Below are 20,061 nucleotides of genomic sequence, written 5' to 3'. Positions count from 1 at the left end.
ACCCGATGATCCGATTTAGCGGTCAACAGGTGGCGCCCCGTCTGTTCTGGGTGGAGGCAACGAGGCGCACACTCGGCAGAAAGGGAAGCCGTGCATCAACCGACCCGCGCTGGGCTGGTCTTCTTCGCCCTGCTCGCTCTCATCCTCTCCGCCCTCCCGAACCTGGCCGCCCAGGCGGCCACCAACCGCTACGAGGCCGAGAACGCCACCATCTCCCAAGGAGTCCTCGAAACGACTCATACCGGGTTCTCCGGCACCGGCTACGTCAACGGCGACAACGTCACCGGCAGCTACGTCGAGTTCGCCGTGAACGCCCCCGTCGCGGGCAGCGCCACCGTCTCGATCCGCTACGCGAACGGGACCACCACCAACCGGCCCTCGAACATCGCGGTCAACGGGACGGTGGTGTCGGCCGCCCGGGCCTTCAACAGCACCGGCACGTGGGACACCTGGGCCACCGCCACCCTCACCGCGACGCTGAACGCGGGCGCCAACACCGTGCGGATCACCTCGACGACGTCGAACGGCAACCCCAACCTCGACTATGTCGAGGTCGTGACCTCCGACACGCCGTCGAGCGAATATCAGGCCGAGAGCGCCACGCTCAGCCAGGCCGCCATCGCGTCCAACCACACCGGCTTCACCGGCACCGGCTTCGTCGACTACGTCAACACGACCGGCGGCTACATCGAGTGGACGGTCAGCGCCGCGTCGGCCGGCACCGCCTCCCTCGTCCTGCGGTACGCCAACGGCACCACGATCAACCGCCCGCTGGACATCTCGGTCAACGGCACCGTGGTCGCGGCCGGCAAGGCGTTCAACGCCACGGCCAACTGGGACACGTGGGCCGACGCGACGATCAGCGCCCCGCTCAACGCCGGGACGAACACGGTCAGGGCCACCGCGACGACCTCCAACGGCGGGCCCAACATCGACAAGCTGACCGTCATCGGCGGCGGGACGGACGACACGCAGGCGCCGAGCGTCCCCACCGGCCCGCAGGTGACCGCCACGACCGCCGCCAGCATCTCGCTGTCCTGGACGGCCTCCACCGACAACGTCGCCGTCACCGGCTACCGCGTCTACGAGGGCTCCACCGTCGTCGCCACCCCGAGCGGGACCACGGCCACGATCAGCGGCCTGGCCGCCTCCTCGACGCACACCTACACGATCACCGCCGTCGACGCCGCGGGCAACGAGTCCGGGCACAGCTCGGAGGTCTCAGGCACCACGAACAGCGGCAATCCCGGAAACCCGTACGGCGACCCCAACCTCGTGTCGATGTTCAACGGCACGACCCTGGACGGCTGGACGCCGCACGCCGCCAACGGCTGGACGGTCCAGAACAACGCCATCCACGGCACGGGCGCCAGCCGGGGATGGATCTACTACAACAAGAAGCAGGTCGGCAGCTTCCGCTGGATCTTCAACGTCAGGCAGGTCGTCGGAGACCACGCGCCGACCGTGCTGATCTGGGGCACGACCGACCCCATCCGTGACGCCCTCAGCGCCATCCAGTTCCAGCCGCCGAACGGCGGGCACTGGGACTACCGGCCGGGGCACAACAACGGCGGCGGCAGCCTCTTCACGCAGGTTCCGCACACCAAGATCGACATCCACGTCTGGAGCCAGTGCGAGATCGTGGCCAACCAGACGACCGGAGTGGCCCGCATGGCCTGCTGCCCGCTCCCCTCGGGCGCCACGACCTGCAAGGGCGTCGAGGTCCTGCGCTTTAAGGACCCCACCGCCGGTCGGGTGGGCCCGCTCGCGATCCAGGTGCACAACAGCGGGATCCAGGACGAGTACCGCAGTCTCTACGTCGAGTCGCCCGTCGTGACGAGCCCCGACGAGTTCATCACGACCTCTTGACGACCTGACGGCCTCATCGCGACCTGACGGCCTGACGGCGGCGGCCGCCCGGGGGTCCGTCCCCGGGCGGCACGCCGTCAGGCGGACTCGGTCAGAAGCCGGTCCAGGAGCTCCAGGGCGGCCTGCCGTACGTCGTCGGGCGTGATGCCGTCCAGCGCGGCCCTGGCCTCGGCGAGGTCCCGCGTGGTGGCGCACGTGATCGCCACCGACTTGGCGGCGGCGTGGCTCAGCGACCCGGCCGGCGCGCTGTCCGCGAGTTCCTGGGCGCTGGCGGCGACATCGAGGTTGTCTTTGGTGGATGAGGTCAACGGTTCTCCTCGAGTGGTGACGGCGCCGCTGACGAGTGCGGTTCCCCGGATTCTCTCATCTCGGGAACGGCCGGGGGCGCGGGAGCCACGCGACGAGGCCGCGTCATCCGTGGAGCGCGGCGCGGAACGCTTGCGCTGAGCTGGTCGAGGCTGGCCAGCGAGCGGGCCAGAGCGACTCGGCTTCCCGAGCCACCAGCGTGACGCTCTCCAGCGACGCGAACCGCCCCTACTGGGCGAGTGCCAGGCCGATCTCCACGCGGGAGCCTCGCCGTCAGCTCTTGCGGCCCACGCCGCACAGGATGAGCGACTTCTCCGGCGGGTCGAGGACGCCGGCCTGCGCGGGCCGCCATTCGGGCACCCAGACCAGCCCCGGATCGACCAGGTCGAATCCGTCGAAGAGGGCGCGGATCTCGTCACGGCTCCGCAGCACCAGAGGCGCGGTGGAGTTGCGGTACACCTGCGTTCCGGCCTCCACGGCCTCCGCGCGGGTGTCCCGGGTGCCGTGCGACAGCACGAGGTGGCTTCCTTGCGGCAGGGCGTCCCGCAGAGTGGTGAGGATGCGCGCCGGATCGTCCTCATCGGTGATGAAGTGCATGATCGCGACCAGGAGCAGGCCCATCGGCTTGGTGAAGTCGAGGGCCTTGACCACGTCGGCGTCGTTGAGGATCTCCTCGGGACGCCTCAGGTCACCCTCGACGACGGTGGTGTCCCCGCGGCCCGCCAGGATCGCCCTCGCGTGGCCGAGCACGATCGGGTCCTTGTCCACGTAGACGACCCGGGGCCTGTCGACGATCTCGCCCGCGACTTCGTGGACGTTGCCCTGCGTCGGCAGGCCCGTGCCGATGTCCAGGAACTGAGTGATCCCTGACTGCGCGAGAAATCGTACGGCCCGCCCCAGAAAGGCCCTGTTCTCGCGGGCGGCCAGCCGTACTTCCGGGGCGACGGACAGGATGCGCTCGGCCGCCTCACGGTCGGCCGCGAAATTGTCCTTGCCACCCAGGTAGTAGTCATAAAGCCGCGCGATGTTGGGCGTGTTCGGGTCGAAGCCCCACGATTCACGATCCTGCCCCAATAGGCACTCCCCCGTGCGCATTGATCCCAACAATGATCAGCATAACTTCTATCCTGCTTTGTCAGCGCTCGGCTCCCCCCAGAAGCCGTGCCGAAACCACGAAATCGTGCAAGGCATCGTGCGCCGATGCCGTGTCCGGCAGCGCCGAAGCGTCCCGCGCGGCCCCCAATTCAGCGGTCAGCCGGTCGAGATCGCCTGCCAGCCGTACGGGATCCGGGGCGTCGCCGGGGAGCACGCCGTGTTCGGCGGCGCGCTTGGCGGCCACCAGCTCCGCCAGGTACGGCGGCCCGCCATGGAGCAACCGGGTCAGGTCGGCGACGAGTTCCCCTGTCCGCATCAGGTGGATGCCGGTGAGCAGCACGCGGAACGCGTACAGCAGGGGCTTCAGCTCGCCCGTCCTCTCGAACAGCCGCCGCTGCGTGCGGGCGAAGCCGAGGTAGTGGTGGGCATGGTGCCGCGTCAGGCAACCGGAGGCCAAGGCCCGCAGCTCCTCGTGGAGCGGCGAGGATGCCACGACCAGCGGCGACAGGAGTTGCTCCAGGACGTAGCCGTTCCGCCCCAAGAGCAGCCGGCAGAACTTGGCGAGGTCGTGCGTGACGAGGTCCACCTCGACGCCCTCGCGGAGCCAGGAGCGGGTGATGGTCTCCTCCCCGGGGCGCAGCCCGATGACCTGGTCCAGCGGGAGCAGGTGCACGCCGCGCAGGTCCACGTCGGAGTCACGCGACGGGAACCCGTAGAGGTGGGCGCCGCTGACGGTGGCGAATATCAGGGGATGCGGCTGCTCGCCGGGGATCTCGGCGAGCCAGTCCGGCAGGATGGCGGTCACAGGGAGGATCTCCGGGCGGTGATCAGGAAGTCTTCCACCGTGTCCCGGTCAGGGCGCTCGGGAAGGACGCTTCCGGCCTCGGCGATCTGAGCCGCCAGTTCGTCACGCCACCGCCGCACCTCCGGCCAGTCCAGGTCGCCCCGCCGTACGGCGAGCAGGCGGTCGCGGTGGGCGTCCACGCGGACGAGCGGCTCGCCGTGGCGGGCCAGGTGCAGGCCGCTGAGCAGCAGCCGGATCATGTGCATGGCCATCTTGCGCGGCCTCACGTCGCCGTCCGGCGAGCCGTGCGACTTCAGGCGGCGGAGTTGCTCATCGGCGTAGCCCGCGAACGTGCGCTCGGCCTTTCGGGACAGGAACGCCCGGCGGATGGCCCGCAGGCCGTCGCCGAGCGGGCCGGAGTGCTCGACGATCGGGGACCACAGGCACTCCAGGACCGTCGGGTTCGCCTCTAGCGCCAGCACGCAGAAGCGCTCGATCTCCCAGGAGAACTGCTCGGGCATCGGCCCCTCGATATGCGTCGGAGGCTTGTCCAGGCACCAGAAGAGCGGCGTGGGCGTCACGAAGACGCCTCGCCGGTCGATGTCCGAACTTTCGGTTTCCAGCCCGTACGCGCGTGACCCGACGACCACGGACAGCACGGTGTGATCCGGCACGTGGAGTTCCATGAGGGCGGATACTGCCACAGGCGCGCTACCGCCGGGTCAGCCCTTCCAGCCGAAGAGGTCATCGAGGCCGAAGAGGACCACCTCATCCGGACGGTTCCCGGCCTCCTTGAGCAACGCGTCGGAGAAGCCGTACATCGAGATGAGGACCAGCTTGGCGTCGGCGGCCCGGCGTCGCTTCGAGAGGAGGTCGCGGATCCGGCGCAGGCGCTCCAGGTCCTTCATGCCACGTGGCCGCTGTGTGGCCTTCGCCTCGCCGATCACCGCGATCCGCGACTTCTCGTGGCGCGCCAATGCGAACGGCTCCAGCCCGACGAGGTCCACTTCGTGGTTCTTGCGGGTCTCCGGGTCGTGGACGACAGTCCAGCCGTGGTAGCCGATCTCGATGCCGCGATTGCGCAGCATGCGGGAGACGCTGATGGACACGACCTCCTCGAAGGCCGGGCCCAGCACCTGGGAGCGGAAGCGACTCGCGGACTGCTTCCAGATCTCGACCGGATCCACCCCGTCGCGCAGCAGCCCCAGGGAGGGCTCGACCACCGCGTAGTGAAATCGGATGACCGGATCGCGTAGCCGCAGCACGTACTGGCTGGACGGGAAGAGCTCCACCCGCTCTTCGACGTAGCCCATCGCCACCAGCCGGTCGACGACCGGCTCGATCTCCTCCTTGGGCTTCTGCAGCCGGCCGCCCACCTGGGTCGCCGTTGTGGCGCCATCGGCGATCTCCTGCATCGCCCGCTGGTAGATCACCTTGTCTCCCGCCCGTGGGTCTTCCCTGAGCAGGTGCCAGATCTCGGTTTCCGTGAGGTAGTCCGGCTCTGGCCTGAGCAGGGTCTTGGCGATCCACGCGTCGAGTTCGCCGAGGTTTCGGGGCGGCCCCAGGCCGGTGCGGTCGTCCGTGAGGTCGAGATAGCCGGCGGCGCCGCCGAGGACGGCGTGGAGAAGGAGGGTGACCTCCCGGTCCTCGATGCCCCAGAACCGGGCCATGTCGATGTGGTCGAACGGCTGTACGGTCATGGTCCAGGCGAGCCGCCCGAACAGCGGCCGGGAGCCGTGACCCAGCTCGTGCATGACTGACATCGCCGATCCGCAGAGCAGCAGCTTTCCCTGAATGATCCGGTCGAAATAGCCGATCCTCATCCCGCCACGGGCGATCTCACCAGGGCGGAACATGTGCGTGTCGTAGAGCTGATGCAGGATCGACTGCAGAACCGGAGTGTCGCGGAGCAGGTAGGGAAACTCGTCGATGATGACCGGCGGCACCATGTCGCCTGTCCGGCGGGCATAGGTGACGTCCATCGCCGTCTGCAGCAGCCGGTCCCAGGTGTCGGCCATACCGAGCGGCATCGCGTTGATCTCCGAGGCGCGGGTCGGCTCGTAGGCGGCGATCTCGGCGCGGAGGCGCTCCTGGGCCTCCAGAAGGCTGTCCTCCTGGCGGGCCTCGTAATAGAGACCGCCGGCCTGCTCGCTGAAGCGCCCCAGTAGGTAGGTCTTGCCCGCCCTGCGGCGTCCCGTGACGGCCGCGATCGAGGACCCGGGCCGTTCGGGCCGGCGCGGACGCAGGAACCCCGACAGGACCTCCCAGTCCTTGTCGCGGTCGACGATCTCCGCGGGTTTCTGCAGCACCTGTCCAGGTTAGGCTGCCGGGATCCGGCCTCGCAGGGCAATCGGGGAGGCGGTTCCGGCGGGAGGTCCCGCGGGGTGGGGCGAGTACTCCGCCGGGAGAATTCGGATGCGGTCCGGGTGAGGGTTTCCTATCCTCACCGGCATGCGGGACCTCACACGGCTGCCGAAGGCTCATCTGCACGTTCACCTGGAGAGCACGGTGCGGCCCTCGACCCTCCGGGAGATCGCGACCGCGAACGGCGTGGACCTCCCTGGTGGGACACCGCTCACCTTCAGCGGCTTCCGCGAGTTCGCCGACCACAACTCGCTGGTGCGCGGCTGCCTGCGCCGGCCGGAGGACTTCCGCCGCGTCGCGCTGGAGTTCTGCGAGGACGAGGCGGCGCAGGGCACCGGCTACGCGGAGGTGACGTTCACCGCGGCCTCCCATGGCGAGAGGCTCGGCGACCTGGAGATGCCGCTGGAGGCGGTGCTGGACGGCCTGGCGGAGGGGCAGGTGGCCTACGGCATCGAATGCCGCGTGCTGCTCGACCACTCCCGGCGGCGCTCGGTGGAGCGGGCCTGGCGCACCCTGAGGCTGGCGACGCGCTACGCCTCCGACGGCGTCGCGGGCGTCGGGGTGGCCGGGGAGGAGTCCTACGCGCTGGCTCCGTTCGCCGATGTCTTCCACGCGGCCGGGGACGCCGGGCTCCACGTGGTACACCATGCGGGCGAGTGCCGCGGCCCGGAGAGCATCCTGGAGGCCGTCACGCTGGGCCGCACCGAGCGGCTGGGACACGGGATCCGCGTGCTGGAGGACGACGAGCTCGTCGCGGAGGTGCGCGACCGCGGGATCCCGCTGGAGGTGTGTCCCTCGTCGAACGTCGCGCTCGGCGTGGCCGGCTCCCTGTCCGCCCACCCGCTGCCCCGGCTCCGCGACGCCGGGCTGGTCGTCACGGTGAACACCGATGTCCCCTCCATCATCGGGACGTCGCTCGCGGAGGAGTACGCCCGCGTCAGAGACACCTTCGGGTACGGCGACGCGGTCATGGCCGAGCTCGCCCGCGCCTCGATCGACGCGTCGTTCGCGCCCGCAGGGACGAAGGACAGGTTGCGCCGCCAGGTGGACGCCTGGCTGGCCTCCCCCGGCTTCCAGTCCCCCCAGTCACATAACTAGACAGGGGTTTCTTCACATAGGGTGCCGACATTCTGGAATGATCTCGGAGATATCCCTGTCGGACATCGAGAGCCAGTGACTGATGCCACCCATTGATAAAATAACCGCGTTCGCGTCGGCCCATCCGGTCGGAACAGTCATCATCTGCGTGTTCGCCCTGGTCCTCCTGGCCCTGGCCTACGTCGCCCTGCGCGCCGCCATCCGTGCGACGACCCATCTCTTCCGCCGCTACGCCGCCGACCGACCAGCCGAGGACATCCTCACCATCGTCGCCGCCAGCATCGCGACCGGCGTGTCCGCACAGGGCATGTGGCGCTTCTCCGGCGACGTGCTCGGATTCGACGGGCCGCTGCGGCTGCTGCTCTTCGCGTTCATCGAAGTCGCCGTGATCACCAGTGCCGTGCGGGCCCGCCGGAACATGAGGGAGAACTACTCGGCGGGCATCGACGGCATCGCCGTGTGGGCCCTCACCGGCCTGTCGGCGGTGTTGTCGAGCATGGACGCCCGCAGCGTCGCCGAGGCGCTGTTCCGGCTCGCGGCCCCGCTGGTCGCCGCGTGGCTGTGGGAGCGCGGCATGGCGATCGAACGGCACCGCATCACCGGCCGCGCCCGGATCAACTGGCGGCTGACCCCCGAACGGGTGCTCGTCCGCGTCGGGCTCGCCGAGGCCAGCGACCGCACGGCGAGCGAGGTGGACGCCCACCGCAGGCTGACCCGCGTCGCGCTGGCGGCCAAGAAGGCCCGTGCGCTGCGCGAGGCCGGGGCGCCGGACCGCAAGATGCGGGCCGCCCTCGCCCAGCTCGACCGGGCGATGGACCGCGCGGTGGAGTACACCGGCCTCGCCATCGACGAGAAGCGGCAGGAGGCGCTGCTGTCGCAGATCGGAGCGCTCTACAACACGTCGGCGCTGATTGACCTGAGCCCGCCGGTGCCGTGGGCGCCCGAGCCGCCCGCTCCCCCGGCGCTGCCCTCAGGCGCCGTCAGGGCCACCATGCTCGATGACGATGACGAGGAGGATTCGGGCGCCGCGGAGCCCGCCGCCCCGGTGGACACGGCCCAGCGCGCGGCACTCGTTCGGGCGGCCCGGGACTACTGGGACCAGCAGATCGAGCGCAAGTTCGTCCCCCGGGCGGCCGACATCGCCCAGGAGATCGGCATCCCGCTGAGCACCGCCCGGGAGTGCCGCGCTCTGTGGAAGCTGGAGCCGCGGGCGCACGCGCTGCTGGAGGCGGCGTACAACGAGCACGGCATCATCGACACGGGCACCTTCCCCGCCATCGAGGTGCCGGAGCGCGTCCTGACGGTGAACGGCTCCTCCGCGGAGCACTGATCCCCCCCCCGCCGGTCGCCTACGACATCAGGATCGCTCGCGCCTTCGCCGCCCGCACGGCGGCCGAGAGCGTCGTGATGTCGTAGGCGCCTTGGTGCCGCCGGCCGTTCACGAAGAAGGTCGGCGTGCCCGAGACGCCGCTGACGTCGGCGGAGTCGACGTCCTCGGCGATCCGGGCGGCGCCCACGTGACCCTCCAGGTCCCGGCGGAATCTCTCGACGTCGAGCCCCAGGCTCTCGGCGTAGCCGACGAGGTCGGGAAGCAGAAGGTCGCCCTGGTGGTCGAGCAGCAGGTCGTGCATCTCCCAGAACGCCCCCTGCTCCGCCGCCGCTTCGGCCGCCTCCGCCGCGAGCTGCGCCAAGGGGTGGACGTCACGCAGCGGGAGGTGCCGCCAGACGTAGCGGACGTCCCCGAAGTCCCTGAGCAGCTCCCGCACGACCGGCTCCGCCATGCCGCAGTAGGGGCACTCGAAGTCGCCGTACTCCACCACGGTCACCAGCGACTCGTCCGGTCCCCGCAGGTGGTCGCGCTCCGGATCGACGGGAGCGGCGAGGTCGACGATGCTCTCGGCGGTGCCGAGCACCGCCCGGGTCCGCACCAACGGCGGCAGCAGGGCGATCGCGCGGGAGACGATCCAGGTCACCACCGACGCCAGCAGCGCCGCCGCCAGAATGCCGAACTTGGCCTCCTCCAGCCGCGGCCCGCTGAAGGCCAGGGTGGCGATCAGCAGGGAGACGGTGAAGCCGATCCCGGCGATCGTGCCGCCGCTCGCGACGGCCGCCCAGCCGACGGGCGGCCGCACGCCGCCTCGGGTCAGGCGCGTGACGAGCCAGCTCGACCCGATGATCCCGATCGGCTTGCCCACGACGTAGGCCAGCACGATTCCCAGCGTGATGGGTGAGGTGAGGGCCCGCGACAGGAAGTCGCCGCTGATCGCGACCCCGGCGTTCGACAAGGCGAAAAGGGGCACGATCAGATAGCTCGTCCACGGGTGGTAGATCTGCTGGAGCCGGTCGTTCGGCGAGAGCGCCCGGGCCAGCCCCACCCCCGCCGACCGGGCGAGCTCGGGGGTCGGCTGCTCGCGGAAGAGCCGGAACAGGTCGGTCGCGCGCTCCAGGTCCCCGCGCGCCGCCGGGGACGCGTAGGTCAGCAGCCCCATGGCCAGGCCGAGCACGACCGGCTCCACGCCCGACTCGAACAGCGCCACCCAGGCCGCCACCCCGAGCAGGGCGTACACGATGCCCTGCCGTACGCCGAGGGACCGGACGAGGAGGACCACGGCGAAGATCCCGGCCGCGGCGAGAAGCGCGAGCGGCCGCACGTGCTCGCTGTAGAAGATCGCGATCACGCACAGCGCGACGAGGTCGTCCACGACGGTGACGGTGAGCATATAGGTGTGCGCGCGGGCCGGGAGCCGCCTCGCCACCAGGGCGAGCATCCCCAGGGCGAACGCCGTGTCCGTCGACATCGCGGCGCCCCAGCCGTGCACGGACGGCCGGCCGGCGTTGAACAGGAGGTAGATCGCGACGGGGACGATCATCCCGCCGACCCCGGCCGCGAGCGGGAGCACGAGCCGCCGGCGGTCGCGCAGCTCGCCCATGTCGAACTCGCGCCTGGCCTCCAGCCCGACGACCAGGAAGAAGAACGTCATCAGCCCGGTGTTGACCCAGTGCCGCAGGTCCTGGGACACGCCCCAGCCGCCGAGGCGGATCGACAGCCCCGTCCCCCAGACGGCCTCGTACGACCGGAGGTCGATGTTGGCCCACGCCAGGGCGGCCAGCGTGGCTGCGAGGAGGATGGCGGCGCTGCCGGTCTCGGTGCGGAGGAACTCGCGCAGCGGCGTGTCGAAGCGCCGCACCCACGTAGTCCGGCCCGACAGGGTGCCCTGGGATGGTTCGTGGGATTCCGTCACGTTCCATCAGACATTGACCGGGGGCACGACATTCCCGATCCGCCAGGCAAGCACACTCCTACTTTCTCGTGACATCTGGGGTTGACGGGCGAGCGTCCTGTCTTACATGGAGATCTTGGGGGACGGCGCGGGGAACCGCGTGGCGCGGCTCGCCGGCGGACGGGTACAGGTCGGGCGGGCGCGCAGGCTGGTGTCGGCGACGCTGGGCCGCGACCATCCACGGCACGACGACTGCGTGCTGCTGACCAGCGAGATCGTCACCAACGCGGTCATCCACTCGCGGTCGGGCGACGGCGGCACCTTCACCATCACGGTGTCCTGCCTGCCGGACCGCGTGCGGATCTGCGTGCGGGACGACGGGTCCGCCAGACCGCCCTGCGCGGGCCACGCCGTGCCGAACGGCTCCAGCGGGCGGGGCCTCCCGCTACTGGACGCGCTGTCCGACCGGTGGGGAATCGTCCGGGAGGGCGGCCGGAACGAGGTCTGGTTCGAGATCTGGTTCGAGGCCCTCAGGGGCCGGTGCGGGACGACGTGCTCAGCGGCCGAGCCCGCCCTCCTGAGCGGCTGAGAGGCGCGGGGCGAGGTCGGCGATAAGGCCCCGGATAGGGCCCTGACCAGGGTGGTACATCATCTGTGATGGAATCCTACACAGGAGGTGGCATTTCACACTAAACTTGTAGGAAAAGTGGCCGAGAACGAGTGGCCCCGAGAAGAAGTGGCGGAGGATGGCCATGGCCCTGCCCGACTTCCTGGTGATCGGAGTGCCGAAAGCCGGCACCACTGCCCTGCACGCCGCCCTGGCCCGCCATCCGGGGCTCTTCATGTCGGCCGTCAAGGAACCCAAGTTCTTCCTCACCGATGGCCCGCCGCCGGCCAAGGGCGGTCCGGGCGACGCGGAGACCTACCGTGAGCACGTGTGGCGGCGGGACGACTACGAGGCGCTGTTCGAGGGCGCTCCGCCGGGGACGCTCCGCGGCGAGTCGACGCCCTTCTACCTTTACGACCTGGCCGCCCAGCGGCGGATCAGGGAGACGGTCCCCGGCGCCAAGCTCATCGTCTCGCTGCGTGACCCCGTGGAGCGGGCGCATTCGAACTGGACCCACCTGTGGTCCGCCGGGCTGGAGCCCATCGGCGACGTGATCCGGGCCTGCGCGGAGGAGAAGCGCCGCGCCGCGGCGGGCTGGGCACCGTTCTGGCACTACATCGGCCTCGGCCGGTACGGCGAGCAGCTGCGGCACCTGTTCACGCTGTTCCCGCGCGAGCAGGTGCTCCTGTTCCGCTACCGCGACCTGGTGGACCGCCCGGCCGACACGCTGGACCGCATCTGCGGGTTCCTCGGCGTCGAGCGGGGGCTGGTCGGCGAGGTGCCCAAGGAGAACGTCACGGCCCACCCCCCGGAGAGCCGCCGCCACGAGCTCCTCTCCCAGCTCGTACGGCTGGGCGACCGGGTGCTGGGGCAGCGGCTCACGGCGCCGCTCGAACGGGTCCTCCAGCGGGAGGGACGCGCGCGCCGGCCGCTGACCTGGCCGGAACGGCAGGAGCTGCTGTCCTACTTCGCCGCCGACATCGCGGTCCTGCAGGACGTGACGGACGAGGACTTCAGCGACTGGCTCCGGCCCCGCGAGAGGTCGGGCGGCCTCGTGGGCAGCCGGCCCTCCGGCCAGCGGCAGGCCCGCAACGGCCGCCCGAGAGGCCGGTCAGCGTAGCTCGGTGCGCAGCTCGTGCGCGCCGTCGGGCCGGGTCAGCTCGTAGTACAGCCGGTGGCCGCCCTGGACGGGGACGATGTCGAGGTAGCGCAGCCCGCCGTGCGCCGACTGGGCGGCGGGTTCCATCCCGGTCGCGGTCAGCGTCGACGGGTCCGGGCCGATCGCGACGCCCGTGCGCTCCTCATAGTTCTCCTCGGCCGACGCCCTGCCGTCGTAGTAGGCGATCACGGTCTCGCCGGTGAAGCTCACCGCGCTGACGCGCACGCCGCGGGAGTCCCACGCGCCGGGTCGCCGGTCGAGGGCGGTCCCCTGCCACGACCATTCGATCCCGTCGACGCTGGTCGCGTAGTCGGTGACCATCTGGTCGGCTTCCTGCGGGTCGTCGAGCGGGTGGCAGGACGCCCACAGGTGCCACAGGCCGTCGTGGTGCACGATCACGGGGTCCTTGACGCCGGTCTTGAGGTCTCCGGGCAGGACCACGCGCGCGTCGCCGGGGTCGAAGGAGGCGGGATCGGCGGCCTCGATGACCTCCACCCGCCAGTGCTTGGTGCCGTACGTCGCGCAGCTCAGGTACAGCCGCCAGACGCCCTCCGGGGTCACCACGAGGGTGGGGCGCTCCAGCGACTCCGTCTTCATGTCCTCTTTGGTGATCGTGAGCAGGGTCTCGAAGTGCTCCCCGTCGGCCGATCTCGCCACCTCGACCGCGTATCCCCTGCCCTCGCCGATGGGGCGGCGCAGCCGGTAGGCGAGGTAGATCCACCCGTCCTTGCTCACGGCGCTGGGCGCCCCGGACCAGAACCCGGGCCCGTCTCCGGGTGGGGGAACCGCGACGACTGACCGTTCCGGCTGCGGTATGAACACGTCGATCTTCTCCACATAATGACGATGGGGACGGCCCGGGCCTCGGCCAAGAGGACCGGTTCTAGGCTCTCCTCATAGCAGGGAGTCGCGGGCGACACCAAGCCTCACTCGCCCCAGGGTGCCATCTCTATACAAAACCCGTCGGGTTTACAGGTTTCCGTCATCATATGTGACGCCGCACACCACATTGCCTCCCCTTGTGCTGACCGGCTGTGCCCACCGGGGGATCCGCGACCGCCTCGGGTGAACCCTCCGGAGGAGGGCGGCGTATCTCCCGGCGTAAGGGCATGCCGACGCACCGTCTCATCCTCATCAGGGAGGCCCCATGCGGGCACGTATCGTCACGCTCTGCGCCGCACCGCTCGCGCTGGCACTCGTCGGCGCGGTCCCCGCGTATTCCGGAACAACCCAGCATTCCGGAACAACCCGGTACTCCGGAACAACCCGCACCCCGGCCAGGTTCACCGAGGTCGACCTGGTCTCCGACGTCGCGGGCAAGGCCGCCGTCACGGACCCCAAGCTGGTCAACCCGTGGGGCCTCGCCATGGGCGCGACCCTGTGGGTGTCCGACGCGGGCACCGGCAGCGCCACCGTCTACACGGGCGGCGCGGGAACCGTGAAGAAGGCCCCCACGCAGGTGTGGATCCCCGGCGGCACCCCCACCGGCCAGGTGCTCTACAGCGGCGAGAACTTCACCGTCAAGGGCAGGCTCGGGACGGCCCCGGCGTCGTTCATCTTCTCCAGCCCCAGCGGCGCGATCACCGCCTGGAGCGCCAAGGCGGACGCCGACCACGCCGTCATCGGCGCCTTCACCCGGGGCGCCGACTACAAGGGGCTGGCCCTCATGGAGACCAACCGCGGCACGTTCCTGCTGGCGCCGTCCTTCTCGCACGGCCGGATCCACGTCTTCGACGACGACTTCGACCGGGTACGGCTCACTCGGCGCCAGTTCCGGGACCCGTTCCTGCCGCCGGACTACTCCCCCTTCAACGTGGAGGTGGTCGGGGGCTCGGTCTTCGTCGCGTACGCCAAGCGCGACCCGCGGACGGGCGGGGCCGTGGCGGGCCGGGGCAAGGGCTTCGTCAGCCAGTTCAGCCCCGGCGGCCGTTACCTGCGCCGGTTCGCGAGCAGAGGCCCGCTCAACGCGCCGTGGGCGATGACCCTCGCGCCCCAGGGCTTCGGCCCCTACGCCGGGGCGCTCCTCGTCGGCAACTTCGGCGACGGCTGGGTCAACGCGTACAACCGGCACACCGGCCGCTACCTCGGGCCGCTCCGCAAGACGGACGGCACGGCCATCGCGATCGAGGGGTTGTGGGACCTGGAGCCCGGCACGGCGCAGAACGGCGGCACGGACGCGCTGTGGTTCTCGGCCGGGACCGGCAAGGCGCAGCACGGCCTGCTCGGGCTGATCCGGCCGGCCGGCGCTGGGACGTCCACATCGGCGTCACCGCCGGCGACCCCCACGGCGACCCCCACGGCGACCCCGGCCCCGACGCACTCGCACTCGGGCGGCTACGGATACTGAGCGGACGCCGGGCCGATGCCGCATCCGACGAGGCGAACGGTATATGACTAGGCATATGGACAACGCAGGTATGGACAAAGCAGGTATGGACAAAGCAGGTATGGACAAAGCAGATATCGGAGTGACCGGCCTGGCGACGATGGGTCGCAATCTGGCCCGGAACTTCGCCCATCATGGCCACGTGGTCGCGATTCACAACCGCACCGAGAGCCGCACCACGCAGTTCATGGAGGACCACCGGGACGAGGGCGCCTTCATCCCGTCCGGCTCGGTCGAGGACTTCGTCGCGTCGCTCGAACGGCCACGCAAGGCGATCATCATGGTCAAGGCCGGAGCGCCCACCGACGCGGTGATCGAGGAACTGGCCGCCCGCATGGAGCCCGGCGACATGATCATCGATGGCGGCAACGCGAACTTCGAGGACACCCGCCGGAGGGAGGCGGCGCTGAAGGAGCGCGGCATCCACTTCGTCGGCACCGGGATCTCCGGCGGCGAGGAGGGGGCGCTCAACGGGCCCAGCATCATGCCCGGCGGCGCCGCCGAGGCGTACAAGACGCTCGGCCCGCTGCTGGAGGACATCGCCGCCAAGGTCGACGGGACGCCCTGCTGCGTCCACGTGGGCCCGGACGGCGCGGGCCACTTCGTGAAGATGGTGCACAACGGCATCGAGTACGCCGACATGCAGCTCATCGCGGAGTCCTACGACCTGCTCAGGCAGGCGCTCGCGCTCACCCCGGCGCAGCTGGCCGACGTCTTCCGCGAGTGGAACGAGGGCGAGCTGGAGTCGTACCTCATCGAGATCACCGCCGAGGTGCTCGGTCACACCGACGCGGAGACCGGCACGCCGTTCGTGGACGTCATCGTCGACCAGGCCGAGCAGAAGGGCACCGGCCGCTGGACGGTGCAGAGCGCGCTCGACCTCGGCATCCCGGTGACCGGCATCGCCGAGGCGGTCTTCGCCCGCGCCCTGTCCGGCCACCCCGAGCAGCGCGCGGCCGCGCGGTCGCTCGCCGGTCCGCACGCGGCCGCCCAGGACGGGGACTTCGTCGAGGACGTGCGCCGGGCGCTGTACGCCTCGAAGATCGTCGCGTACGCCCAGGGGTTCGACCAGATGGCGGCGGCGAGCAAGGAGTACGGCTGGGACATCGACCTGGGGGCCATGGCCACGATCTGGCGCGGCGGCTGCATCATCAGGGCGCGGTTCCTCGACCGGATCCGGTCGGCGTACGACGCCGACCCCGGCCTGCCGACGCTGCTGGTCGACCCCACGTTCTCGGCCGCGCTCGCCCTGGCCCAGGACTCCTGGCGCCGGGTCGTGGCGACCGCGGCCACCATCGGCGTCCCGACGCCCGGGTTCTCGTCGGCCCTGGCGTACTACGACGGCCTGCGCAGGGACCGCCTCCCGGCGGCGCTCCTGCAGGGCCTGCGGGACTACTTCGGCGCCCACACCTACCGGCGCGTCGACCGGGACGGCTCGTTCCACACCGACTGGTCCGGCGACCGGGTGGAAAGACCCGCCTGAACGACCTGTACGGCTTACGCCCGCGCGGGGGCGTAAGCCGTACAGGGCCTCACGTACAGGGCCTCAACTGCGGGTCACTCGAAGGCGGCCACCGGATCGGGCTGCTCGCTCGGGGTGGTGGCGCCGCCCCGGAGCGGGATCTCCTTGATGAAGGCGGCGAGCACCGGGACGAGCACGGCGAACAGGACGGCCCAGCCGAAGACCGAGCTGATCGCGTTGGCGAGCCCCTCCAGGAACCCGGCCTTGACCTGCGGGGGCAGGTTGCCGAGGGACCCCGAGCCCATGCGGGGACCGCCCGAGGTGAGCGCGTGGGCGACCTTCGCGCCGAACTTCTCGGTGAGGCTCGACTCCAGTTGGTTGTTGAAGATCGCCCCGAACAGCGAGATGCCGAACGAACCGCCGATCGACCGGAAGAACGTCGAGGCGCTGCTGGCCACGCCGAGGTCCTTCTGCTCGACGCTGTTCTGCGCGATCAGCATGCTCGTCTGCATCAGGAAGCCCATGCCGAGGCCCAGCACGGCGATGAACACGCCGGTCTGCCAGACGGGGGTGTTGACGTCCTGGAGCGACAGCAGCCACATGCCGACGGCCATGACCACGCCGCCGATCACCGGGTAGATCTTGTACTTGCCCGTCTGGGTGATCGCCTTGCCGACGAACAGCGACACGACCATCATCGAGGCCATCATCGGCAGCAGGAGCAGGCCGGAGTTGGTCGCCGACGCGCCCTGGACGGTCTGCTGGAACAGCGGCATGAAGCTGATCGCGCCGAACATCGCGAAGCCGAGCAGGAAGCCGACCAGCGAGATCAGCGAGAAGTTGCGGTCGCGGAACACGTGCAGCGGCATGACCGGCTCGGCCGCCCGCCGCTCGATCGGGATGAAGAGCCCGAGCGCGACCACCGCCACGGCCGCCAGCGCCAGGATCTGCCACGAGCCCCACGGGTAGCCGTGCGCCTGACCGCCCCACGAGGTGATCAGCACGAGCGCGGTGATGCCGACGGTGAGGACGGCGGCCCCGAGCCAGTCGATGCGGTGCTCGGTGCGGTACTTGGGGAGGTGCAGCTTGAGCACCAGCCACAGGAGCGCGACGCCGCCGAGGGGCAGGTTGACGTAGAACGCCCAGCGCCAGTTCAGGTGGTCGGTGATGAAGCCGCCGACGAGCGGGCCCGCGATCATGGCGAGCGACATCATCGCCGCCATGATGCCCTGGTACTGACCGCGCTCGCGGGGCGGCACCAGGTCGCCGATGATCGCCATCACGTTGACCATGAGGCCGCCGGCGCCGAGACCCTGGACGGCGCGGAAGGCGATGAGCTCCGTCATGCCGTCCGCCGTGCCGCCGAACATCGACGTGCCCGCCATGCCGCAGAGCGCGGAGCCGACGAGGAACAGGACGATCGAGCCGAGGAAGATGTTCTTGCGGCCGTAGAGGTCGCCGAGCTTGCCCCAGATCGGGGTCGATACCGTGGTGCCCAGGACGTATGCCGTGGTCACCCAGGTGAAGTACTCCAGGCCGTTGAGCTCGCCGACGATCCTCGGCATCGCCGTACCGACGATCATGTTGTCGAGCATCGCCAGCATCATCGCCAGCATCAGGCCCGGCAGCACGATCATTACTTCCCTCGACCGCTTTGGCGCGGTCGCGGTCGCGGTCTCCGTCATAGGGCCCCCTTAAAAAGAACTTACTTGCCGACCGGCTAGTGCACCGGGACACGGTATGGTCCTTACTTGCCGGCCGTCAAGCCAAATAAGGGACTATTCACCATGGGCGCACAAACCGATACGCGGACCCGCATCCAGGAGGTCGCTATCAGGCTGTTCACCGAGCAGGGATATGAGGCGACATCCCTGCGCGAGATCGCCGAAGCCCTCGGAGTGACCAAGGCCGCGCTCTACTACCACTTCAAGACCAAGGACGACATCGTCGCCAGCCTCATGGACGACCGGATGGAGGCTCTCAACGCGCTGATCGACTGGGCGAAGCAGCAGCCGCGGACGGAGGAGGCCAGGCGGGAGATCATCCGGCGTTATTCCGCCGACATGACCCGCGGGCGCCATCACGAGGTCATGCGTTTCATGGAACGCAACCAGACCGCGCTGCGCGGCCACAGCAAGGCGGAGGCGATGCGGGAGCGGATCACAGCGCTCCTCGACGTGCTGTGCGACCCCGGCGACCCGCTGACCATCCGGCTGAAGCGTTCCATGGCGCTGTTCACCTTGCACGCGGTCTGGTTCGTGGTGCGCGACGAGGACGTGACCGACGAGGAGCGGGCCGAGGCCGCGCTGAACGTCGCCATGGAATTGATCGACGCCTCCCGCGGTTGACGCTCCGCGAAAGGGTAGGTGACCGACATGCTTTTCGGACAGGAACACGTCAGGCGTTACGTCGAGACCGACGGCGAGGAGGGCCACGACTGGCAGGGCACCACCGTCGCGATCCTGACGACGACCGGCCGCAAGTCGGGGGAAAAGCGCAGCACCCCGCTGATCTACCGGCCGTACGGCGGCGCCTATCTGGTCGTCGCCTCCAAGGGCGGATCCGACGATCCGCCGCTGTGGTACCTGAACCTCCAGGCCGACCCCGAGGTCGAACTGCAGGTCAAGGGTGAGAGGTTCCGGGCCAGGGCCCGTACGGCCACGCCGGAGGAGAAGCCGGACATGTGGCGGACGATGACGGCCGCCTGGCCCGACTACGACGTCTATACGACGAAGACCTCCCGCGAGATCCCGGTGGTCGTACTCGAACGCGTCTAGCGCGCGTGCGCCCGCGACGATATCTTTCCGCCTGCGTCATCCGCGGAACGGGGAGGTTCGGTGACCGACGGGCACACCGCCGAAATCATGATCGCCGAGGCCCGGAAGGCGTTCTGGGTGATGGTCGGCTTCCTGGGGCTCATCTGGGTCGTCCAGATCGTGAACTGGGCCGGCGACTACGGGCTCAGCTACCACTACGGCATCAGGGCGTGGGACGTCGACCGGCTGCCGGGCATCGTCTCCGCGCCGCTGCTCCACTGGAGCTGGGCTCACATCGAGGGCAACTCGGGCCCGCTGTTCATCTTCGGGTTCCTGGCGGCCTATCGCGGCGTGCGGAAGTTCCTCGGGGTGACCGGCCTCATCGCCCTGGCCAGCGGGCTGGGGTCCTGGTTCACCGCCGACTCCTCCGCCATCGGGGCGGGGGCGAGCGGGCTGGTGTTCGGCTACTTCGGGTACGTGCTGGTGCGCGGAGCCTTCGACCGGCACCTGATCGACATCGTCATCGGCCTGGTCATGGGGCTCTGCTTCGCCTACCAGTTCGCGGGGCTCCTACCGGCCGAGGGGATCGGCTGGCAGGCCCACGCCTTCGGCTTCGTCGGCGGGATCGTGGGCGGCTACCTGTTCCGGGACCGCCGCCCCGCCCACGCCCCCAAGCAGGCCCCGAAGGCCGCGACCGGCGACTCCCGCTCCGCGCTACTCAAGGAGATCGAGGACCTCGGCCTCTGACCCCCCTCGCGCGTGATCATGCACGCCCTCCCCGAGATGGCCGCTCATCAGCCCACACGCCAGTCGTGATCATGCACAGATTCCCACACAGCCCTTCTGAGCAGGCCATGAGCAACGCCGTTGCGTTTAGCGTCGGGGACGGGAGGCAAGTCCCTTCTCGAAGATCGTGACGTCGGCGTGGAAGCTGTAGGTCTGTGTGGTTGCGGG

General features: G+C 69.9%; 18 protein-coding genes. 10 read left to right on the top strand and 8 right to left on the bottom strand.

Features of this window, described 5'->3' with window-relative positions:
• Positions 1–90: 90 nt before the first annotated feature.
• Positions 91–1,869, top strand: a complete 1,779-nt coding sequence (locus tag ABH927_RS23675) for a CBM35 domain-containing protein (protein WP_370024581.1) — start codon at positions 91–93, stop codon at positions 1,867–1,869.
• A 77-nt stretch (positions 1,870–1,946) separates the two neighbouring features.
• Here ABH927_RS23675 and ABH927_RS23670 read toward each other — a convergent pair whose 3' ends face one another.
• The 5 genes from ABH927_RS23670 to ABH927_RS23650 form a co-directional block, all read right to left on the bottom strand.
• The gene (locus ABH927_RS23670; RefSeq protein WP_261588193.1) at positions 1,947–2,177 is read right to left on the bottom strand and encodes a hypothetical protein; all 231 of its coding nucleotides are present in this window, start codon (positions 2,175–2,177) and stop codon (positions 1,947–1,949) included.
• Between the two features lie 271 nt (positions 2,178–2,448).
• The gene (locus tag ABH927_RS23665; protein ID WP_370024579.1) at positions 2,449–3,249 is read right to left on the bottom strand and encodes an SAM-dependent methyltransferase; all 801 of its coding nucleotides are present in this window, start codon (positions 3,247–3,249) and stop codon (positions 2,449–2,451) included.
• 61 nt (positions 3,250–3,310) lie between these two features.
• Positions 3,311–4,075 carry a DNA polymerase beta superfamily protein gene (locus ABH927_RS23660; protein WP_370024577.1) on the bottom strand — a complete coding sequence of 255 codons (765 nt, stop codon included), beginning with the start codon at positions 4,073–4,075 and terminating at the stop codon, positions 3,311–3,313.
• A complete protein-coding gene (locus ABH927_RS23655) occupies positions 4,072–4,740 on the bottom strand; it encodes a DNA polymerase beta superfamily protein (RefSeq protein WP_370024576.1) in 669 nt (222 codons plus the stop codon). The genes ABH927_RS23660 and ABH927_RS23655 overlap by 4 nt, the downstream gene beginning before the upstream one ends.
• A 36-nt stretch (positions 4,741–4,776) precedes the next feature.
• Positions 4,777–6,363 carry an ATP-binding protein gene (locus ABH927_RS23650; protein WP_370024574.1) on the bottom strand — a complete coding sequence of 529 codons (1,587 nt, stop codon included), beginning with the start codon at positions 6,361–6,363 and terminating at the stop codon, positions 4,777–4,779.
• Positions 6,364–6,505: 142 nt separating this feature from the next.
• Between ABH927_RS23650 and add the strand changes: the two genes are divergently transcribed.
• Both add and ABH927_RS23640 read left to right on the top strand, forming a co-directional pair.
• Positions 6,506–7,516, top strand: coding sequence for an adenosine deaminase (add, locus tag ABH927_RS23645; RefSeq protein ID WP_370024572.1), 1,011 nt, complete (start codon positions 6,506–6,508; stop codon positions 7,514–7,516).
• An 82-nt stretch (positions 7,517–7,598) separates the two neighbouring features.
• Positions 7,599–8,846, top strand: a complete 1,248-nt coding sequence (locus ABH927_RS23640) for a hypothetical protein (RefSeq protein WP_370024570.1) — start codon at positions 7,599–7,601, stop codon at positions 8,844–8,846.
• 19 nt (positions 8,847–8,865) lie between these two features.
• On the opposite strand, the gene nhaA is transcribed toward ABH927_RS23640, so the two are convergent.
• A complete protein-coding gene (gene nhaA, locus ABH927_RS23635; protein WP_370024569.1) occupies positions 8,866–10,758 on the bottom strand; it encodes a Na+/H+ antiporter NhaA in 1,893 nt (630 codons plus the stop codon).
• A gap of 106 nt (positions 10,759–10,864) precedes the next feature.
• On the opposite strand from nhaA, the gene ABH927_RS23630 reads away from it, so the two are divergent.
• Positions 10,865–11,326 (top strand): ATP-binding protein, encoded by a 462-nt coding sequence (locus tag ABH927_RS23630; RefSeq protein WP_370024567.1) that lies wholly within the window; start codon positions 10,865–10,867, stop codon positions 11,324–11,326.
• 163 nt (positions 11,327–11,489) lie between these two features.
• Positions 11,490–12,464: a sulfotransferase gene (locus ABH927_RS23625; protein WP_370024565.1), complete on the top strand. Its 975-nt coding sequence runs from the start codon at positions 11,490–11,492 to the stop codon at positions 12,462–12,464.
• Here the strand turns inward: ABH927_RS23625 and ABH927_RS23620 are convergent.
• Positions 12,456–13,340 (bottom strand): hypothetical protein, encoded by an 885-nt coding sequence (locus ABH927_RS23620; RefSeq protein WP_370024563.1) that lies wholly within the window; start codon positions 13,338–13,340, stop codon positions 12,456–12,458. The genes ABH927_RS23625 and ABH927_RS23620 overlap by 9 nt on opposite strands.
• A gap of 310 nt (positions 13,341–13,650) precedes the next feature.
• Here ABH927_RS23620 and ABH927_RS23615 point away from each other — a divergent pair, with 310 nt between their 5' ends.
• Positions 13,651–14,850: a TIGR03118 family protein gene (locus ABH927_RS23615; RefSeq protein ID WP_370024561.1), complete on the top strand. Its 1,200-nt coding sequence runs from the start codon at positions 13,651–13,653 to the stop codon at positions 14,848–14,850.
• Between the two features lie 100 nt (positions 14,851–14,950).
• Complete coding sequence (gndA, locus tag ABH927_RS23610) at positions 14,951–16,372, top strand: NADP-dependent phosphogluconate dehydrogenase (RefSeq protein ID WP_370024559.1); 1,422 nt, start codon at positions 14,951–14,953, stop codon at positions 16,370–16,372.
• Between the two features lie 74 nt (positions 16,373–16,446).
• On the opposite strand, the gene ABH927_RS23605 is transcribed toward gndA, so the two are convergent.
• Positions 16,447–18,036, bottom strand: a complete 1,590-nt coding sequence (locus tag ABH927_RS23605; RefSeq protein ID WP_370024557.1) for an MDR family MFS transporter — start codon at positions 18,034–18,036, stop codon at positions 16,447–16,449.
• 102 nt (positions 18,037–18,138) lie between these two features.
• Between ABH927_RS23605 and ABH927_RS23600 the strand changes: the two genes are divergently transcribed.
• The 3 genes from ABH927_RS23600 to ABH927_RS23590 are packed head-to-tail and all read left to right on the top strand — an operon-like array spanning position 18,139 to position 19,854.
• Entirely contained in the window at positions 18,139–18,699 is a 561-nt protein-coding gene (locus ABH927_RS23600; protein WP_370024555.1) for a TetR/AcrR family transcriptional regulator, read from the top strand.
• 27 nt (positions 18,700–18,726) lie between these two features.
• Entirely contained in the window at positions 18,727–19,128 is a 402-nt protein-coding gene (locus ABH927_RS23595; protein WP_370024553.1) for a nitroreductase family deazaflavin-dependent oxidoreductase, read from the top strand.
• 60 nt (positions 19,129–19,188) lie between these two features.
• A complete protein-coding gene (locus ABH927_RS23590; RefSeq protein WP_370024551.1) occupies positions 19,189–19,854 on the top strand; it encodes a rhomboid family intramembrane serine protease in 666 nt (221 codons plus the stop codon).
• Positions 19,855–20,061: the final 207 nt, after the last annotated feature.

The organism is Planotetraspora sp. GP83, from assembly GCF_041262585.1.
Taxonomy (GTDB): Bacteria; Actinomycetota; Actinomycetes; order Streptosporangiales; family Streptosporangiaceae; genus JAOEGB01.
This window is presented reverse-complemented; position numbering and strand designations above follow the sequence as displayed.

What these genes read in the sequence shown, in the direction of transcription:
- ABH927_RS23655 (WP_370024576.1), bottom strand. Translation starts at nt 4,740, where the DNA reads ATGGAACTCCACGTGCCGGATCACACCGTGCTGTCCGTGGTCGTCGGG.
- add (WP_370024572.1), top strand. Translation starts at nt 6,506, where the DNA reads ATGCGGGACCTCACACGGCTGCCGAAGGCTCATCTGCACGTTCACCTG.
- ABH927_RS23640 (WP_370024570.1), top strand. Translation starts at nt 7,599, where the DNA reads ATGCCACCCATTGATAAAATAACCGCGTTCGCGTCGGCCCATCCGGTC.
- ABH927_RS23630 (WP_370024567.1), top strand. Translation starts at nt 10,865, where the DNA reads ATGGAGATCTTGGGGGACGGCGCGGGGAACCGCGTGGCGCGGCTCGCC.
- ABH927_RS23625 (WP_370024565.1), top strand. Translation starts at nt 11,490, where the DNA reads ATGGCCCTGCCCGACTTCCTGGTGATCGGAGTGCCGAAAGCCGGCACC.
- ABH927_RS23615 (WP_370024561.1), top strand. Translation starts at nt 13,651, where the DNA reads ATGCGGGCACGTATCGTCACGCTCTGCGCCGCACCGCTCGCGCTGGCA.
- gndA (WP_370024559.1), top strand. Translation starts at nt 14,951, where the DNA reads ATGGACAAAGCAGATATCGGAGTGACCGGCCTGGCGACGATGGGTCGC.
- ABH927_RS23605 (WP_370024557.1), bottom strand. Translation starts at nt 18,036, where the DNA reads ATGACGGAGACCGCGACCGCGACCGCGCCAAAGCGGTCGAGGGAAGTA.
- ABH927_RS23600 (WP_370024555.1), top strand. Translation starts at nt 18,139, where the DNA reads ATGGGCGCACAAACCGATACGCGGACCCGCATCCAGGAGGTCGCTATC.
- ABH927_RS23595 (WP_370024553.1), top strand. Translation starts at nt 18,727, where the DNA reads ATGCTTTTCGGACAGGAACACGTCAGGCGTTACGTCGAGACCGACGGC.